Genomic DNA, 15,895 nt, shown 5'->3' with positions numbered 1-15,895 from the left:
CATAAATCACTTAAACAAATTCTTCGTATTCTTTTGGATCTTGGTCATCCACACGCCCATCTTTACGTTCCAAATCAGATATTTGGCTAACCTCAGTCTCTGTCAGTGTGAAATCAAAGATATCTAAGTTACGTCGCTGATGCTGAGGAGTGGTAGATTTAGCAACTGGTAAAATACCACGTTGTATATGCCATCTCAAAATAATTTGACCCGCATTTTTATCATATTTTTCGGCTAGTTTTAAAATTAACGGTTCTGTTAATTCGCTACTGCCTCGGCCTAATGGGCTCCAAGCCTCAGTTACGATACCATACTCTTGATTAGTAGCCACCAATGATTCCTGCGGCCAATATGGATGAATTTCATTTTGGTTAACAGCCGGTGTGACCCCCGTTGCTGAAATAATCTTATCCAGATGTTCCTTTTCAAAGTTGGATACACCAATCGAACGAACTAGTCCACGCCTTTGTGCCTCAATTAATGCTTGCCAAGCCTCCACATAATTGTCTCGTTTAGGAAGTGGCCAATGAATCAAATAAAGATCCAAGTAGTCTAATCCTAAACGAAGCAATGATTCTTCAATGATTTTCAGAGCATCATCGAAATGATGATATTTACCAGGAAGTTTTGTTGTTACATAAAATTGCGAGCGTGGGATACCTGAACGACGAATAGCTTCTCCAACCGCACCTTCACTGTCATAATTTGTAGACGTATCAAGCAATCGGTAACCGATTTGTATAGCATTTAAAATCTGGTCAACGCCTTGATAACCTCGAATCTGAAAGGTTCCCAAGCCAATTTTTGGTAACTGATGCCCATCATTTAGTTCATATAACTCATTCAAACTCATTAAAAATGTCTCCTATTCTACTGCAAAAAGGTTTATAAAAAAGCCTAACTTGTTAACTAACAAATTTAAGCTTTAGTAGCAATACTGATATAATCCTTAATCAGCTTTTTTATAATCAGCGTTTTTTGGATCATGTTCGTAAAGATTAGTATTTTCGGCAGTTGACTCAGGATCAATCTTTTCCTTTTGATCCTTAACCTGCTCTTCTTTATTTTGGTCTTTATTTTTGTTTTCTGTCATGATAAGTTTCTCCTATACCTACTTTCTGTGTAAAACAGTTAATTATAGTTTTACGCAGTGAGTTTTTATAAATTACTTATTTGTGCGACTAGTAATCCAAGATACGATTAAGACTAATACAACTGCACCAATAATTGAAGGAATAAGTGCCATTCCTGCTAAGCTTGGTCCCCATGATCCAAGAAGGCTTTCACCTAACCAAGAACCAATTAAACCAGCAATGATGTTACTAATCCATCCCATAGCTGCACCGCGGCTTGTAATTGCTCCTGCAATAGCACCGATAACTGCACCTACGATAAGTGTCCAAATTAATCCCATAATGATATCTCTCCTTCTGGTTCTCTATCAGAACCTAAGTCCAGATTACCACTGTCATATTTTTTCCGCAAATATTTAGCTTGCACTTTTATCACGTTTGATTCTAAAAAGGGCTTAGTGACTACTAATCAAACTGGCTATAAAATTAATCATAGTGGCAATGAGGAGTGTGCTAAAGGCAAAAGAAATGAGTGAGTGCCCTAATGCAACTTTTCGAAAACGGGTTGTAGAAAAATTTGTATCCGAAACTTGGTAAGTCATACCAATGGTATAGGCTAAATACAAAAAATCCCAGAAATTAGGAAGACCCTTTGCATTAAATGACACACCACCATTATTTTGGTAATAAATTTCCGTGTAATGAATAGCGTACAATAATTGAATCAAATTCCAAGAAGAAAAAACACTAAAAATACAAAATACAATTTCCAGGCGACTGCCTTTGCTGATAGTTAATAACAAAATCACAATAAACACACTCACTGCACTTGAAAAGACAACAAACGCATCAATCAGTGGATATCGAATACCTTCTTTGAGAATTACTTTCTTCGTGTGCCGGCCTTGATCCATCGGATAAAAAGAGTAAATTACTAAACAAAAAAGTACGAATATAGCGCAGTCCCATCCTGTTAGGAGAATGTATTCCCAAGACGCAGTCAAAGAAGTTAGCAAAGCTACTAAGGTACCACTAGTCAAGGCAAGCAAGAAAACATTCCCGTGTTTATGCAAAAATTTTTGAATTTTTATTCGCTTCATAGCTTACATCAACCTAGTTCTAATTATAAAAAGCACAACGTTTAGACCGTTGTGCTGAGACTTGCTACTGCAACTTCAAAATGCTTGTGCGTTTACTTGACACGATTGTCGTCATCGTTCACTGCTTGAGAAGTTGTCTTTTTCACGGCATCAACGCCATCTGAAGTTTTTTCTTTGATTGTGCTACCAGCGTCTGTTACGCGATCCTGTAGGCTTGTTTGTGATTCATCAAATTCTTTTTGTGTTTGAATATCAACTACTTCAACATTTAACTCAACTAGCGTCAAACTTGTTGTTTCTCGCACCTGTTTTGTGATTACTTCTGTTAGTTGCTTATAAATATCATGTGCGTTGTGTCCATATTCCATGATAATATCTAAATCTACCGCAACTTGTTCTTTTCCGACCTCGACACCAATGCCATCAGTGGGGTTATCCGTATTCACAATTTTATTTTTAATGTTTGCGACAAAACCACCATCAACACCTAGCAATCCTGTCACGTTTTCAATTGCATAGCCCACTACTTTTTGAATCACTTTGTCATCAAATGTTAATTCACCTTTAGGTTGACGATTCTCTGTTGCAGTATTTTGTGTAGTTGTTTTTTCTGTAGACATAATTAAATCCTTTCTATATCTAAATAATTAATTTTTACGTGTAAATATTTTAGAGACAATTGATAAATCGACATTATACGCTTCGAGCAAGTAGCCAATCCAACCTGCTAGTAAGGTGACAACTATAATCAAAATCGTCTTCCAAAATCCTACAGTTACCAATAGAGTTGACAGAATGAAACCCGCAAGACCACCAACCCAAATATTAATTGATTTTTTGTCTTTCATTATATCCGCACTCCTTTTTAAATCACACGTGTGACTTTACGCTTTGAGTTTGATTTCTGATTTACTTTAATATCAACTTTAATGGGAATTCGATTTATGCCAGCGAGTAAATCACTCAAGCTTTTCGTTAAATCGTATGAAATACGAGGTAATTCTTCGACTGTCGCCTGTTTATAAACTGAATCAGCAACAATATAAAATTTTCGTTGACGACGAGTATTTTTCAATCTCACTTTAATATTTGATAAATCTTCACCTGAGAGCTTTGTCTGAATAAACTGGTTGATACCATGATTACTCAACGCAAGCCGTCCTTCTTTGGTTTGCTTCAAAGGAATATCTGGTAATTCTACCGGCCATATCAATATGAGTAAAAACACAAGCACGGTCAGTGCCAGCAGTACAAGACCATAGTAATAAATGAAAAGATCGCTCTTAAAGTCTAAATGTATATTAAACTCTGCTAAAAATTTGAACACTTCATCAATTATTTGCGGCCATATTAACAAACAAAGCCCAACCAAATATCCGAGGCTGAAAATACTCAGAACAATTTTTTGACTTTTCTTCATATCATACCTCTCTATTACCTTATGCTACTGTTTTGCTCTCATACCAAGCACCATTGACACGACTAGTACAAGAATCACAGCACCAATTATCGAAGGAATGATTGCCATTCCCGCCAAGCTAGGTCCCCATTGACCCAACAAAGCCTGGCCAATAGCCGATCCGATTAGACCAGCAATAATATTGCTAATCCACCCCATTGACTCACCACGATTTGTGATAGCACCTGCAATGGCACCAATAATGGCACCTACAATTAATGACCAAATCATAATCTTTCCTCCATTCTCTTCTCTATGAATTATGATATCCAATTCACTAGCCTAAATATAGCACTAACGGAAAGCGTTTACAAAAATAATGCTTACCCCCTTTACAAAACAATGAAATTATGAGTTATTTTTAAAAGATTAAAAAAACAACAGCTCCTCATCAATAAGTTGCTATCGTTATTATCTGTTCAATGATTTAATTATGGATTTCCTCTTCCAAACGGTCCCCAGCTTTATCGATGCCTTTAGCTGCAAATATGGTCCCTCCAACTGCTATACCGCCTAGAATTAATGTAGATGCCAACAATACCTTAAGTACAGTTTTTAACATAGTTTTCCTCCTTTATGCCTAAAATGAAAATTTGTTAATCTTCTTTTGTTTTCTTCCAATTTCTGACAAAATAATAGAAACTGAACAATAATTGAGACAACGCCAAAAGCATCGACAGTTTATCCCAAAAGCCAAATTTTTTATTCTTTTTATCCATCTTTTCTCCACTTTCTTCGTTGATCCAACCAAATTTCTGATTAGTATCTACGAAATTCAAAGGAGCTCATGATTTACTTTAAGCCACCAGTAACATTGATTGACTCACCTGTTACATAGCTAGATTCATTTGATGCTAGGAAAACATAAGCGCCTGCTAATTCTGCTGGTTGACCAGCTCTACCGATGGGTGTCGATTGGCCAAATGTTGGAATGTTCTCCGGTAACTGTCCACCAACAATCTGCAAAGGTGTCCAAATGGGACCAGGTGCCACACTATTCACGCGAATCCCCCGATTAGCCAATTGTTTAGCCAAACTCATCGTCATATTCTTGATAGCAGCTTTTGTACCTGCATAATCCACGAGAAATGACGATGGTTGCTCTGCCTGAATAGAATTCGTTGTTATGATACTGCTGCCAGGTTGCATATGTGGTAAAGCCGCTTTAACAAGCCAAACGAGACTAAAAACATTTGTTGCATAAGTGTCGGTTATTTGTTGTGTCGACAAATTAGCTATATCAACTTCCGCTTGTTGTTTGCCAGCTACTAACGTCAAAATACTTAAATCACCAAAAAATGAAACTGCTTCATCAATCAACTTTTGGCTGAATGATTCATTCTTTAAATCACCTGGAACTAGCTTGATTTTACGACCCAATGATTCAATAATGCCCTTAACTTCTTGTGCATCTGGTTCTTCTTCAGGGAGATAATTTAACACAATATCAGCACCTTCATGCGCATACGCTATCGCCACAGATCTGCCGATTCCTGAGTCACCACCGGTTATCAGTGCTTTCTTATGTTTCAGGCGGTCATGCCCAACGTAACTTGCTGCACCATCATCTGGTGTTGGCGACATCTTGCTTTGTAATCCTGGTTCAGGTTGACTCTGTTTTGGAAAATTCTGCTTTGCATATTCTCCATTTATGTTTGTCATATAATTCCTCCCTTTTTCATACAGTACTCAGCACAATCTTGACACGCACTAATAACGTGTATATTGTTTAACAAACACTTTGTTTGTTATGCCTACTATATCATTAGTAGAGAGCGGTTACAAAAATTTTGCCTAGATACTTGACAATGTAATTTGTTAATATCAGATGAAAATAAATCAAAAAAAAAGGAAGCGTGATGATTTAAAAATCACACTTCCTTTCTCAACAATATAAGAAAACCTTATTGATTAATTTGTTATAAAATCAGCATTCTTTTCTCCAATTTTGAAGTACTCACCTGTATTCCAATCTTTCAAAACATATCCCATACCGTTTCCTAATACATTAGTACCATTCATATATTTAGCTGACCATTGTTTAATGACCTCACTACTTGGCATATCTTTTCGTGTGTTTTGCGACAGTGTGTAATACGGATCCGATCCGTCATTTGAATAATTTTTAACCCAATAGTCATACGTCTTAGCTTCGAACAAATCTGGGTATTGTTGCTTCAATTCATTCAAATATTCACCACCGTATTGGGCTTGATATTTACCACCACCAACACTATTAACCGCATAGAGTTGTGTCCCAAATCCAGTTGACACATCATTGCCGTAAACACCAGCACGTGAAGCTGATACGACCTCTTGTCCAGATAAATTATAAACTTGGTTATCAACTACATCAGCCATAACCTGCATATTTGATTGGTGCAATGCTTTAATTGCAGTACGCAAATCCTTATCAGTACCGTACTTAGTTGGTGTTTCAAATCCCAAATCGTATCGGTCAGTAAATACATAACCATTATCAATCGTTGAATCTAAGAACGTGTGGTCCCCACTTGAACGATATTGTGGTGCCATCTCAAAACTTGTGATTCCCCACTTTTCAAATAAATTAGCATTTTTAGCAATTACTACGTTAGTCAGTTCATCATTGGTGGTTGCTTTAGGTTGAAAGTTCGAAAAACCTTCGTAAATCAAGTTCGAATCTAATGCAGCATTAGAATGCAGTACTTTGTCATCAGTATTTTTATCTGTTGATGCTGCTGTTCGGGCATCTTGATCGTCACTAGCTCCTACGGGCACCCAAACTGCTAAGTAACCTGATACTTGTGGATTAGCGAATCCTTGCACACTAGTATAATCTTGACCAGCAATCTCCTTATTTGAGAACGTTAATGTACCCCGGTCATCTGTCCAGATCGTTGGTGCATCATTATCAGCATCATACGTAACAATACCATCACTAGTTGTCAACAATGCAGCTCGGTACTCTTGGTTTTTATGAGCCGCCCCCATCTCTAAAGTAACTGTATCTGAATCATTTAGTTTTAGTGAAGAATCATTACCGACCAGCACACCAACACCTTCAGTGCGTGTTTCATTCGTACCAAGTTCACTAGCTGTCATTGCGTCTTTACCAAAACGAACGCTCTTCAACAAACCATGTTCATCTACATCCATGGTTTGTCCACCGCTCACATAACTCTTTCTAGTGTTCATCAAGGAAACAATGGCATCATAATAAATACTTTGCTTTTCCATATACTGGCCATCATCTTGATACATATCACCGTAATAAACACGAGGAACTGTGTCCTTATTGGTCAACATCAAAGCATAGATACTAGGTAAGTTATAGATGTTATACTTTTTATTCGTTGAACGTTGATCTTGATAATAAGCTGCTAATCCTTCTTTTAATTGGTCATCGGTGAAATTCGTCCAGTCTGCACCAGTAACGTCGGTAATTGCTGCACCAACCTTTTCTTGAATCCCCTTATCATGAGCATGAATAATTGAATAATTTGGCGTTGCTTCATTTTCTGTTGCATTGTTGGCGTGATCAGCTATAATCTGGCCACCATCAATGTCTTGCAACATATTAGTCAAGGAACTATTTTTCCCTGATTGATTTGCTAGCGATAGTGTAGCTGCCTCTCTAAAGTTAGATTCAACTAAAGCATTATTCTTAATTGTAGAGGTACCAGCATCTAATCCAGCTTCAACTAGTGAAATATGCTTATTAGCGTTGTCTTCACTTGCATCAACTTTATAAGCATCACGCATGTAATCGTAGGTTCTCTGAATGGCATCATTATCAATAAAGTCAACGGCATCAATACGAATACTGTCAAAGTTGGCATCATCATCATTAGCTGTAATCGTGCCAAAGTTCATTAAATAATGTAACCAATTCAAATTTTCAGCTTGAACCGCTGGGTTAGAATTGTCGACATCATTAGCAAGCAAGAAGTCTAATGTATTACCGGATTCACGATAATCTGAGTTCGTTGTTGGGGTTAATTCACTATTATCATATTTCAGATAACCACCTTGGAACCACGCATCCCCTTGACCTTGATATTCAGAATCTTTATTCCAAATAAATTGTTGTTTCACAAATGAAGGCGTATCTTCATGAGCTTCAAACAAAAGATCTTTCAACCAATCTGTACTCTTTTCTTTCGAAATGCGTTTTTCAATAGCCACTTGAACTTTTTGCGCGGCGACATTCAAGTCATATTGATCAAATTGTAGATTAAATTGACTACTTGTATCTAGCAAACCATTTTTCTTCATAAAATTTAAATAATTAACTTGAACATCTTTATTTGGCCACCAAACTGTTATCAGTGGTCGCACGTCATTTGTTGAAGAAACTACCCACGTTTGTCCGTTTTCCAAGATATCTTTAGGGCGATACCAGGTATCGGCCGTCAAGAAACCATCTATCGTATTCTTGAAGCTAGAACTATCATTGCTATAAGCAGCACTATGTTTGGCAAATTCATTAGTAGACATCGTTGCAGTATTTGTAAACAAGTATTGTCCATTACCATTTTTATCAAAGTAGTATGTGACGCCATCAACGATAACCTGCTCATTCTTGACTTGACTACCGTCACTTGGATTGAAGTATTGTAGTTGATCATCAATCAACGCTAATCCCGTGACTTGGTTGTTTTGCTCATCAACATATGTTACTTTATCACCATCGGTCACATAATTCCCAGTAGAATAAGATTGCTGAATTTTACTGACTAGGTTACCATCTGATGATTCAAAATAATAAAGGTTGCCATCATAGTTTGCAGCACCGCCTTTTAATTGCGCACCGGTGGTTAGATCAAAATATTGCAGACGACCGTTTATATTCTGTAGGCCTTTCAAAATTTGATCATTTGCACCGCGATAAACCCATGCAGACGAATTGTCACTCAACTGGACAGTACCATAGTGTCCTGACACAACCTCAGAAACTATCTGTCCATCCCCTTGTTCCTTGGTGAAATAGTAGGTATCATTGCCAATTGTCACAAAATTACCTTTAGTCTGCACGCCAGTTGTCAAATCGAAGTAACGTAATTGACCATCATTATTTGTATATAGCCCTTTTACATTTTCACCATCGACTTGGTAATACCAATTTTGGGCCTTATCGGTTGTGTATTGTCCATTGGTGGGTAATACCGATATAGAATCTAAACCCTTTCTCTCACCACTTTCTTTATCAAAGGTATAGAGAACGCCGTCAATTGTTCGTTTGTCGCCTTTAACTTGATAACCAGTTGGATCAAAAAATAAATTTTGCTTACCAATGCGTTGCTCACCAGTTACAGCAACACCGTTGGCATCAAAGTAAGCCCATACACCACTAGCAACTTGTTCAAATCTATTTGTAATTAGCTCGCCAGAATCAGGATCATAGAAGTGCATTTCACCCGATGAATCAACATTTGCTTCACCCTTAACCTGTCGTCCGTCTGTCTTGAAGTAAAGATTCTGGCCATTAATTTTTTGGGCACCTATTACAGCATTACCTTGATTATCCAAGTACATCCATGAACCGTCTGGTAATTCACCAAAATCATTTTTTAGTTTTTCACCGCTCATACCTGTGTAATAGTTTATTGTTCCATCGTCATTAATTACTTTGTCATTTTTGACTTGTTTCCCGTTATTGTCGAAATATAATTCCTGGCCATTAATTTTTTGAGCGCCCGTAGCAGCAACACCGTCATCATCTAGATACATCCATGAACCATCTGGTAATTCTTCAAAACGACATACTACTTGTTTACCATCAGGATCAAAATAATATATCTTATCATCAATTCTTTGAATACCGGTTGATGAAACACCTTTATCATCGAGGTAAATTGTTGACCCATCATCTAGTTTAACCAATGCGTTTTTGATTTGCTTACCAGCATCATTAAAGTAGAGTGACTGGCCATCAATCTTTTGCGGTCCTGTTAAAGGATTGCCATCATTATCTAGATACATCCATGAACCGTCCGCTAACTCTGCCCATGAATTAGTAACCATATTTCCTGTGTTGCCGTCATAATAATGAGTGTTACCTTGTCCATCTGTAGCAACGTCACCTTTGACTTGCTTCCCATCTTGGTCGAAATACAAGTTTTGTCCATCAATGACCTGTGCTCCTGTCACTGGAAGACCTTTATCGTTCAAATATAGCCATGAACCATCGGATAGCTTCTTGAATGTATTTTTAAGTTGGATTCCATTACTACTGAAATATAGTTTTTGACCGTCAATAACTTGTTCTCCTGTAACGGCATCACCCTTGTCGTTCAAGTATAGCCATGAACCATTATTCGTTTCACCCCATGAGTTCACAACCATATTTCCTGTGCTGCGATCATAATAATGTATGTTTCCACTATTATCAGTAATGGCTTCACCCTTTACTTGAATACCGTCTTCGTTGAAGTAAAGATTTTGACCGTTAATATTTTGCGGTCCTGTGACCGCTACACCGCTATCATTTAAGTATAACCATGAACCATCGCTTATTTTGCCCCAGGAATTTATAACCATGTTTCCTGTCTTACCATCAAAATAGTGCACATTGCCATCAGTATCCTTTATAGCTACGCCCTTAAGTTGCATACCATTTGCATCGAAATATTGTTGATTTGTTGTACCATTTTCTGTAGTAATTGTTGCTAACCCTACAGCCATATGACCATCTGCAAAGAAATAACGCCAGTTGTTGTCTGATCCTTGATAATATTGATTAGAAATTTGACGACCATCACTACTGTAGTAATACTCACTAGTCCCATCAGACAAATAAGCATCTTGTAACTCTACACCATTTGGTAGGAAATAATATTTTTTACCATTAATTTCTTGACCGCCAACAACCATATAGCCATCATTATCAAAATAATACCAATTGTCATTATCTTGAATAAATGTATTCTTTGCTTGGTAGCCACTCGTAGAATAAAACTCAGTCTTGCCATTGTCCACGTTGGTAAACCCTGTACTTGTTTTTTCGCCTAACAGTTGCTTAGGTAAAAATTCACTACCACTTGAAACATTAAAGTATTGATTTGTTGACCAATCCTTGAGAACATACCATGCACCACGTCCTTGAATGTTTGAGCCATTAAAATACTTAGCTGACCATTCTGTGATTTTGACATCAGGGTTCATTGCTTCACCTGTTGAAATTTGTTTTGTTTCAAATAACTCAGGATAATCTTGTTTTAACTTATCTAAGAAAGCACCTCCATATATTGCTTGATACTCTCCGCCACCAACAGTACGAGAATCATATAGCGTATTATTAATAACTGAACTTTCATTCACCTTTCCCGAACCGTTTGTTCGACTGGCTGTCACTATTTCTTCGCCAGGCAAATTATAAATTTGGTCTGGGACCCAATCATTGATAGCCTGAATGCCTTGGGCATGCAATGCTCTTAAAGCATCTAATAGTTGGTCAACTGTACCGTACTTTGTAGGCGTATTATAACCAATGTCGTAGCGATCCGTGAAGGCATAGCCATTTTGAATAACTGAATCTAAGAAACTGTTATCCGTACTTGAACGGTATTGAGGTGCCAATTCAAAGCTTGTTATCCCAAGGCTCTTGAATAATTGTGCATTTTCGGCAATCTTGATATTGGTATACTCATCGGCCTGTGTTGGCATGGCTTGGAAGTTTGAAAAACCTTCATATATAACTTGAGAATCTAAGGCACTATTTGAATGATAGGTATTACCATCTGTTGACGCTGTTGTACTACTTTCTGTTCTAGCATCTTGGCTATCGTTTGCACCGACTGGCACCCAAGCTGCTAAATAACCAGAAACCTGAGCATCACTCACACCATAAACCACATCAGATTTAAAAATCAAACGGCCTTGATCATCTGTATACGATACCGGTGCCTCGTCATCACTATTATAAATTTTCAAGCCATCTTTAGTACTTAACATTAATGCACGGTAAGCTTGATTTTTGTGTGCGGCGCCCATGTTAAGCACAATTTGCTCATCATTATTCAGGTTTAAATCAGTTTTGTTGCCGACAATTAATCCAATACCTTGTGTGCGCGTTTCACTTGTACCAGTGTCGTTAGCTGTCATGGCGTCTTTTCCATAGCGGACTGACGTCAAAAGGCCTTGATTATTATGAAGGTAAGTCATATTCATAGATTGACCACCTGAAACATATTTTACTCGCGATTGAAGCAATGAAGTAAGTGCATCATAATATGGTGATTTTGCAGACATATATTGTCCATCATCCGTAAACAAATCACCATAATACACACGAGGAATTGTATCTTTGTTAGTTAACATCAATGCATATGATGAGGGTATATTATATGCGGTATACTCTTTATCAGCCTTTAATTCGTCAGCATTATATATTTCGAATGCTTTGGCAATTTCATCTGTTGAGACAGTCAATCCATCGGAACTAGGATTAATTTTATCTTTAATAATTTGAGCAATAACCGTTTGTACTTCACTATCATGTGCACGAATAAATGAATAGTTCGGTTGGGCTTCATTTTCTGTGGCGTCTGCTGCACGATTTACTAGGCTTGTTGAAATTGCTGGTTCCAAACCGCTACGAGCACTACTTGGCATATTCAATGAATACTTCAATGCCAAATGCATTGGAAAATCCATGGTTAATTGGTTGTTCCCCTGTGCTTTTACATACGCTGGATCATTATTGTCCCAGTCTTCTAAGATGGAAATGTGATTGTTTGCATTAGCGTCACTTTGATTTGTTCCATATGCTGCTTTAAAATAATCTCCAGCAATTTGCAACAAGTCAGCATTCACGTTATCAACAGCATCAACTCTGTAACCGTCAAAATTTGCTGTTGGATCATTTTGGGCGATGCTACCGATATTCATCATGTAGTATAACCAATTCAATTGTTCAGCTTGAACAATTGGGTTAGAATTATCAACATCGTTGGCCAACAGCATCTCATAGCCACCTTGATTACCATTTGTTGTAATTTGACCTTTTTGGTTAGTTGGCGTTCGATTTAATAAACGATAATCAGAATTGGCATTTGGTGTTAAATCACTATTAACGTATAGGAGCGCACCACCTTGCAAATGATCTGTTCCTTTAGACTCACTACTAATGTTCCAATTCGATTGTGAATCAACCATTTGGTTCATATCGGCCTTAAGCCAGTCAGTACTGCCCAATAGGCCAATTTTTTCTTCAATGTTTTTTTGAACAGTCATAGCCGTATCCGTCAAACTGTTCATACTATCATTGTTTGATAATGCAACGTCATCTGATAATAATCCCGCAGATTGCATATATTTTAAGTATGAAACTTGGGTATCTTTATCTGGCCACCAAGACATTAACAATGGTCGAAAATCGTTTGCTGTTGCAGCCGTCCAAGTTGTACCATTTTTTAATATATCTTTAGGTCGGTACCAACTGTTAGCCGTTAGATAGCCATCAACTTGTGTAAAACTATCCGAAGACAATGAATAAGCCGCATTATGCTCATTTCCTATATTGACTAAACCATCGGTATATTGACTACTATTTGATGTCAAAGCACCAGTATCTTTGTCGAAATATAATACTTGACCGTCAACAATGGCTGTAAAATTTTTCTTAGGCTGACCATCATCACCAATGAAATAAGTTTTACCATCAATTTGTTTAATACTTTTTGATTTTTCTGACGTTGTGGCTGTTGTGTCGTCCACTTTATCTGTTGTAGCTGTTGTGTCCACTGCTTTATTCGTTGCAACTGTTGTGTCGGTTACTTTATCCGTTGTAGCCGCTGTATCGGCTGCTTTATCTGTTGTAGCTGCTGTGTCGGCCACTTTATCTGTTGTAGCCGTCGTGTCCGCTGCTTTATCTGTTGTAGCTGCTGTGTCGGCCACTTTATCTGTTGTAGCCGTCGTGTCCGCTGCTTTATCTGTTGTAGCCGTCGTGTCCGCTGCTTTATCCGTTGCAGCTGCTGTGTCCGCTACTTTATCTGTTGTAGCTGTTGTGTCCGCTACTTTGTCCGTTGTAGCTGTTGTGTCCGCTACTTTATCTGTTGTAGCTGTTGTGTCCGCTACTTTGTCCGTTGCAGCTGCTGTGTCGGCCACTTTATCTGTTGTAGCTGTTGTGTCCGCTACTTTGTCCGTTGTAGCTGTTGTGTCCGCTACTTTGTCCGTTGCAGCTGCTGTGTCGGCCACTTTATCTGTTGTAGCTGTTGTGTCCGCTGCTTTATCCGTTGTAGCCGTCGTGTCTGCTACTTTATCTGTTGTAGCTGTTGTGTCCGCTACTTTATCTGGTGCTTGTGACACCGTAACACCAGTGTTGTTAGTGCTATCAGCGCTTACGTTAGTTGTGGAAACGCCAAATATCACAGCAGAAAAAATACCGGCTGTCACTAACAGTTTCCCAGATTTATACAATTTTTTACGATCGCATATTATTCTTTTGTCTCTCATGAAATTTTCCCTCACTTCATATTCTTACCGTAAAGTACTCATAAAGATGTCAAACCTTTACCATTTCATTCTATAAGCCTTCTGCTTCTCTTTTGTAATTTATGCATAATAGCATATTCAATATTGAATAAAGTAAAAAAACTAGCACATACCGTGCTAGTTTTTAGTTACTAAATTTTATATAGCAACGGGATGGGGATTTGTAATTATGAGAGAATTTAAGAGCAACATTATCAAAGAAAAGAGAAAATTGAGAAATATGTCTCAAGCGCAACTGGGCGATATTGTTGGTTCTCAGGCCATGGTTTCCAGAATAGAAAATGGGCAAATTTTGCCAAATGCTCAAACCATATTTATTCTTTGTAACAAACTTGAGATTACCGTTGAGGAATACTTCTATAGTATATTTGGTCCGGATCAAAATACGACAACTTTTAGAAATAACCTAGATAAGCTATACATGCAGGGAAGCATTGATGAATTACGTAAAATATTTTCACACTATAAGCATCATAAATCATTAGATATAGAAACAAAGCATCGTATGCTAATGGTACAATCAACTATTTATCATCTTTTCTTTCAATCAGCAGATGAAATTGATCAAAATATACTTTTTTCATATTTTGATAAAATTATTAATTGGCGTCTCTACGATATTTATCTGTTTGAATCTACTATTAATATGCTTCCTGTTAAGAAAACGAAATCGTATTTCTTAGACATTTTGTCACAATACAACAGCGAATCCAATGTTATGTGCTACCCTGATATAATTACTAATACGATAATTAAATATTTGGAAACTAGTATCATGCAGAAGGAAAATAATATTACTACTTTTTTACTTAATAAATTGGAAATGGAAAAAATATCACTCAACACCAATCAACAATTATGGAAATTATTTCTAACCGGAATTTACTATAATAATGAAAAGAAAATAAAAGAAGCCTATAATATTACAGAATATCTAAACGATGTTAATACCACTCAGTTATTTGATCGAATACTGTCCTACTACACTAAAAAATAACACGATTAACATGTAAAAAGAGCTCTTGAAAAATCAAGGACTCTTTTTTATTAACTTTAACTATCTTAATAAATTATATTTCAATGAGTATTTTGTCCGTAATATGCGTTTACACCGTGTTTTCTATAGTAATGACGGTCTAACAAATATTGTGGTACGTGAATATCTTGCGAAGGATTAAGGCTCATAGTATGATAATCAATTTCAGCTACAACATCCAAAACTATAGCATTATGAACCGCATCCATAGCATCTTTCCCCCATGTAAATGGTCCATGATCATTCGTCAAAACACCCGGAACTGCCATGGGATCAATATCTTCACTTTCAAACGCGCGTACAATTGATTTCCCAGTATTTAGTTCGTACTCACTATCTACTTCATTTTTAGTCAAACGCCGAGCGACTGGAACATCCCCATAAAATGTGTCCGCATGGGTTGTTCCAGCAGCAGGAACTGGTATTCCTGCTTGAGCAAAGGCAACAGCCCATTTTGAATGGGTGTGAACGATTCCACCCAAATCAGTCCAATGTCGGTACAAAAATGCATGGGTTGGGGTATCTGTAGAAGGATTCAAATTTCCTTCCACAACATGCCCATCTAAACTAACAACCACCATGTCTTCAGGCTTGAGGTCATTATAATCAACACCACTAGGCTTAATTACAAAAACCCCTTTCTCGCGATCAACTTGGGAAACATTTCCCCAAGTTAAAGTCACTAAATTATTAGCTGGCAAAGCCATGTTAGCTTCGTAAACTTCTTTTTTCAAATCTTCTAACATAACGT

14 protein-coding genes are annotated in these 15,895 nt (G+C 37.4%); 1 reads left to right on the top strand and 13 read right to left on the bottom strand.

Annotated elements, in window-relative coordinates:
• Positions 1–10 precede the first annotated feature (10 nt).
• The 12 genes from LEUM_RS04225 to LEUM_RS10940 all read right to left on the bottom strand — a co-directional run bounded on the left by LEUM_RS04225 (position 11) and on the right by LEUM_RS10940 (position 14,069).
• Positions 11–853, bottom strand: coding sequence for an aldo/keto reductase (locus tag LEUM_RS04225; protein ID WP_011679634.1), 843 nt, complete (start codon positions 851–853; stop codon positions 11–13).
• A 96-nt stretch (positions 854–949) separates the two neighbouring features.
• The gene (locus tag LEUM_RS10685; protein WP_004909504.1) at positions 950–1,093 is read right to left on the bottom strand and encodes a hypothetical protein; all 144 of its coding nucleotides are present in this window, start codon (positions 1,091–1,093) and stop codon (positions 950–952) included.
• 72 nt (positions 1,094–1,165) lie between these two features.
• Positions 1,166–1,414, bottom strand: coding sequence for a GlsB/YeaQ/YmgE family stress response membrane protein (locus tag LEUM_RS04220; protein ID WP_010280269.1), 249 nt, complete (start codon positions 1,412–1,414; stop codon positions 1,166–1,168).
• A 114-nt stretch (positions 1,415–1,528) separates the two neighbouring features.
• Positions 1,529–2,173 carry a DUF1345 domain-containing protein gene (locus tag LEUM_RS04215; protein WP_011679633.1) on the bottom strand — a complete coding sequence of 215 codons (645 nt, stop codon included), beginning with the start codon at positions 2,171–2,173 and terminating at the stop codon, positions 1,529–1,531.
• A 92-nt stretch (positions 2,174–2,265) separates the two neighbouring features.
• Positions 2,266–2,793 (bottom strand): Asp23/Gls24 family envelope stress response protein, encoded by a 528-nt coding sequence (locus LEUM_RS04210; RefSeq protein WP_011679632.1) that lies wholly within the window; start codon positions 2,791–2,793, stop codon positions 2,266–2,268.
• Positions 2,794–2,820: 27 nt separating this feature from the next.
• Positions 2,821–3,021 (bottom strand): DUF2273 domain-containing protein, encoded by a 201-nt coding sequence (locus LEUM_RS04205; RefSeq protein ID WP_002827661.1) that lies wholly within the window; start codon positions 3,019–3,021, stop codon positions 2,821–2,823.
• Positions 3,022–3,038: 17 nt separating this feature from the next.
• Complete coding sequence (gene amaP, locus LEUM_RS04200; RefSeq protein ID WP_011679631.1) at positions 3,039–3,593, bottom strand: alkaline shock response membrane anchor protein AmaP; 555 nt, start codon at positions 3,591–3,593, stop codon at positions 3,039–3,041.
• A gap of 24 nt (positions 3,594–3,617) precedes the next feature.
• Entirely contained in the window at positions 3,618–3,863 is a 246-nt protein-coding gene (locus tag LEUM_RS04195; RefSeq protein ID WP_011679630.1) for a GlsB/YeaQ/YmgE family stress response membrane protein, read from the bottom strand.
• A gap of 196 nt (positions 3,864–4,059) precedes the next feature.
• Positions 4,060–4,194: a hypothetical protein gene (locus tag LEUM_RS10910; protein ID WP_002827664.1), complete on the bottom strand. Its 135-nt coding sequence runs from the start codon at positions 4,192–4,194 to the stop codon at positions 4,060–4,062.
• Positions 4,195–4,228: 34 nt separating this feature from the next.
• On the bottom strand, positions 4,229–4,411 hold the full coding sequence (locus LEUM_RS04190) for a hypothetical protein (protein WP_014324606.1): 183 nt from the start codon (positions 4,409–4,411) through the stop codon (positions 4,229–4,231).
• Between the two features lie 13 nt (positions 4,412–4,424).
• Positions 4,425–5,294: an SDR family oxidoreductase gene (locus LEUM_RS04185; RefSeq protein ID WP_011679629.1), complete on the bottom strand. Its 870-nt coding sequence runs from the start codon at positions 5,292–5,294 to the stop codon at positions 4,425–4,427.
• Between the two features lie 249 nt (positions 5,295–5,543).
• A complete protein-coding gene (locus LEUM_RS10940) occupies positions 5,544–14,069 on the bottom strand; it encodes a glycoside hydrolase family 70 protein (protein WP_049752804.1) in 8,526 nt (2,841 codons plus the stop codon).
• A 208-nt stretch (positions 14,070–14,277) separates the two neighbouring features.
• Here LEUM_RS10940 and LEUM_RS04175 point away from each other — a divergent pair, with 208 nt between their 5' ends.
• Positions 14,278–15,105 (top strand): helix-turn-helix domain-containing protein, encoded by an 828-nt coding sequence (locus tag LEUM_RS04175; RefSeq protein WP_011679627.1) that lies wholly within the window; start codon positions 14,278–14,280, stop codon positions 15,103–15,105.
• Between the two features lie 80 nt (positions 15,106–15,185).
• Here LEUM_RS04175 and LEUM_RS04170 read toward each other — a convergent pair whose 3' ends face one another.
• Positions 15,186–15,890, bottom strand: coding sequence for an L-ribulose-5-phosphate 4-epimerase (locus LEUM_RS04170; protein ID WP_011679626.1), 705 nt, complete (start codon positions 15,888–15,890; stop codon positions 15,186–15,188).
• Positions 15,891–15,895 lie beyond the last annotated feature (5 nt).

This window comes from Leuconostoc mesenteroides subsp. mesenteroides ATCC 8293 (assembly GCF_000014445.1).
GTDB lineage: Bacteria > Bacillota > Bacilli > Lactobacillales > Lactobacillaceae > Leuconostoc > Leuconostoc mesenteroides.
The sequence above is the reverse complement of the archived record's forward strand: the minus strand, read 5'-3'. Positions and strand labels throughout refer to the sequence as shown.

Bases quoted from the DNA above. Each gene is read 5' to 3' on its own strand.
- LEUM_RS04225 (WP_011679634.1), bottom strand. From the start codon at position 853: ATGAGTTTGAATGAGTTATATGAACTAAATGATGGGCATCAGTTACCA.
- LEUM_RS10685 (WP_004909504.1), bottom strand. From the start codon at position 1,093: ATGACAGAAAACAAAAATAAAGACCAAAATAAAGAAGAGCAGGTTAAG.
- LEUM_RS04220 (WP_010280269.1), bottom strand. From the start codon at position 1,414: ATGGGATTAATTTGGACACTTATCGTAGGTGCAGTTATCGGTGCTATT.
- LEUM_RS04215 (WP_011679633.1), bottom strand. From the start codon at position 2,173: ATGAAGCGAATAAAAATTCAAAAATTTTTGCATAAACACGGGAATGTT.
- LEUM_RS04210 (WP_011679632.1), bottom strand. From the start codon at position 2,793: ATGTCTACAGAAAAAACAACTACACAAAATACTGCAACAGAGAATCGT.
- LEUM_RS04205 (WP_002827661.1), bottom strand. From the start codon at position 3,021: ATGAAAGACAAAAAATCAATTAATATTTGGGTTGGTGGTCTTGCGGGT.
- amaP (WP_011679631.1), bottom strand. From the start codon at position 3,593: ATGAAGAAAAGTCAAAAAATTGTTCTGAGTATTTTCAGCCTCGGATAT.
- LEUM_RS04195 (WP_011679630.1), bottom strand. From the start codon at position 3,863: ATGATTTGGTCATTAATTGTAGGTGCCATTATTGGTGCCATTGCAGGT.
- LEUM_RS10910 (WP_002827664.1), bottom strand. From the start codon at position 4,194: ATGTTAAAAACTGTACTTAAGGTATTGTTGGCATCTACATTAATTCTA.
- LEUM_RS04185 (WP_011679629.1), bottom strand. From the start codon at position 5,294: ATGACAAACATAAATGGAGAATATGCAAAGCAGAATTTTCCAAAACAG.
- LEUM_RS10940 (WP_049752804.1), bottom strand. From the start codon at position 14,069: ATGAGAGACAAAAGAATAATATGCGATCGTAAAAAATTGTATAAATCT.
- LEUM_RS04175 (WP_011679627.1), top strand. From the start codon at position 14,278: ATGAGAGAATTTAAGAGCAACATTATCAAAGAAAAGAGAAAATTGAGA.
- LEUM_RS04170 (WP_011679626.1), bottom strand. From the start codon at position 15,890: ATGTTAGAAGATTTGAAAAAAGAAGTTTACGAAGCTAACATGGCTTTG.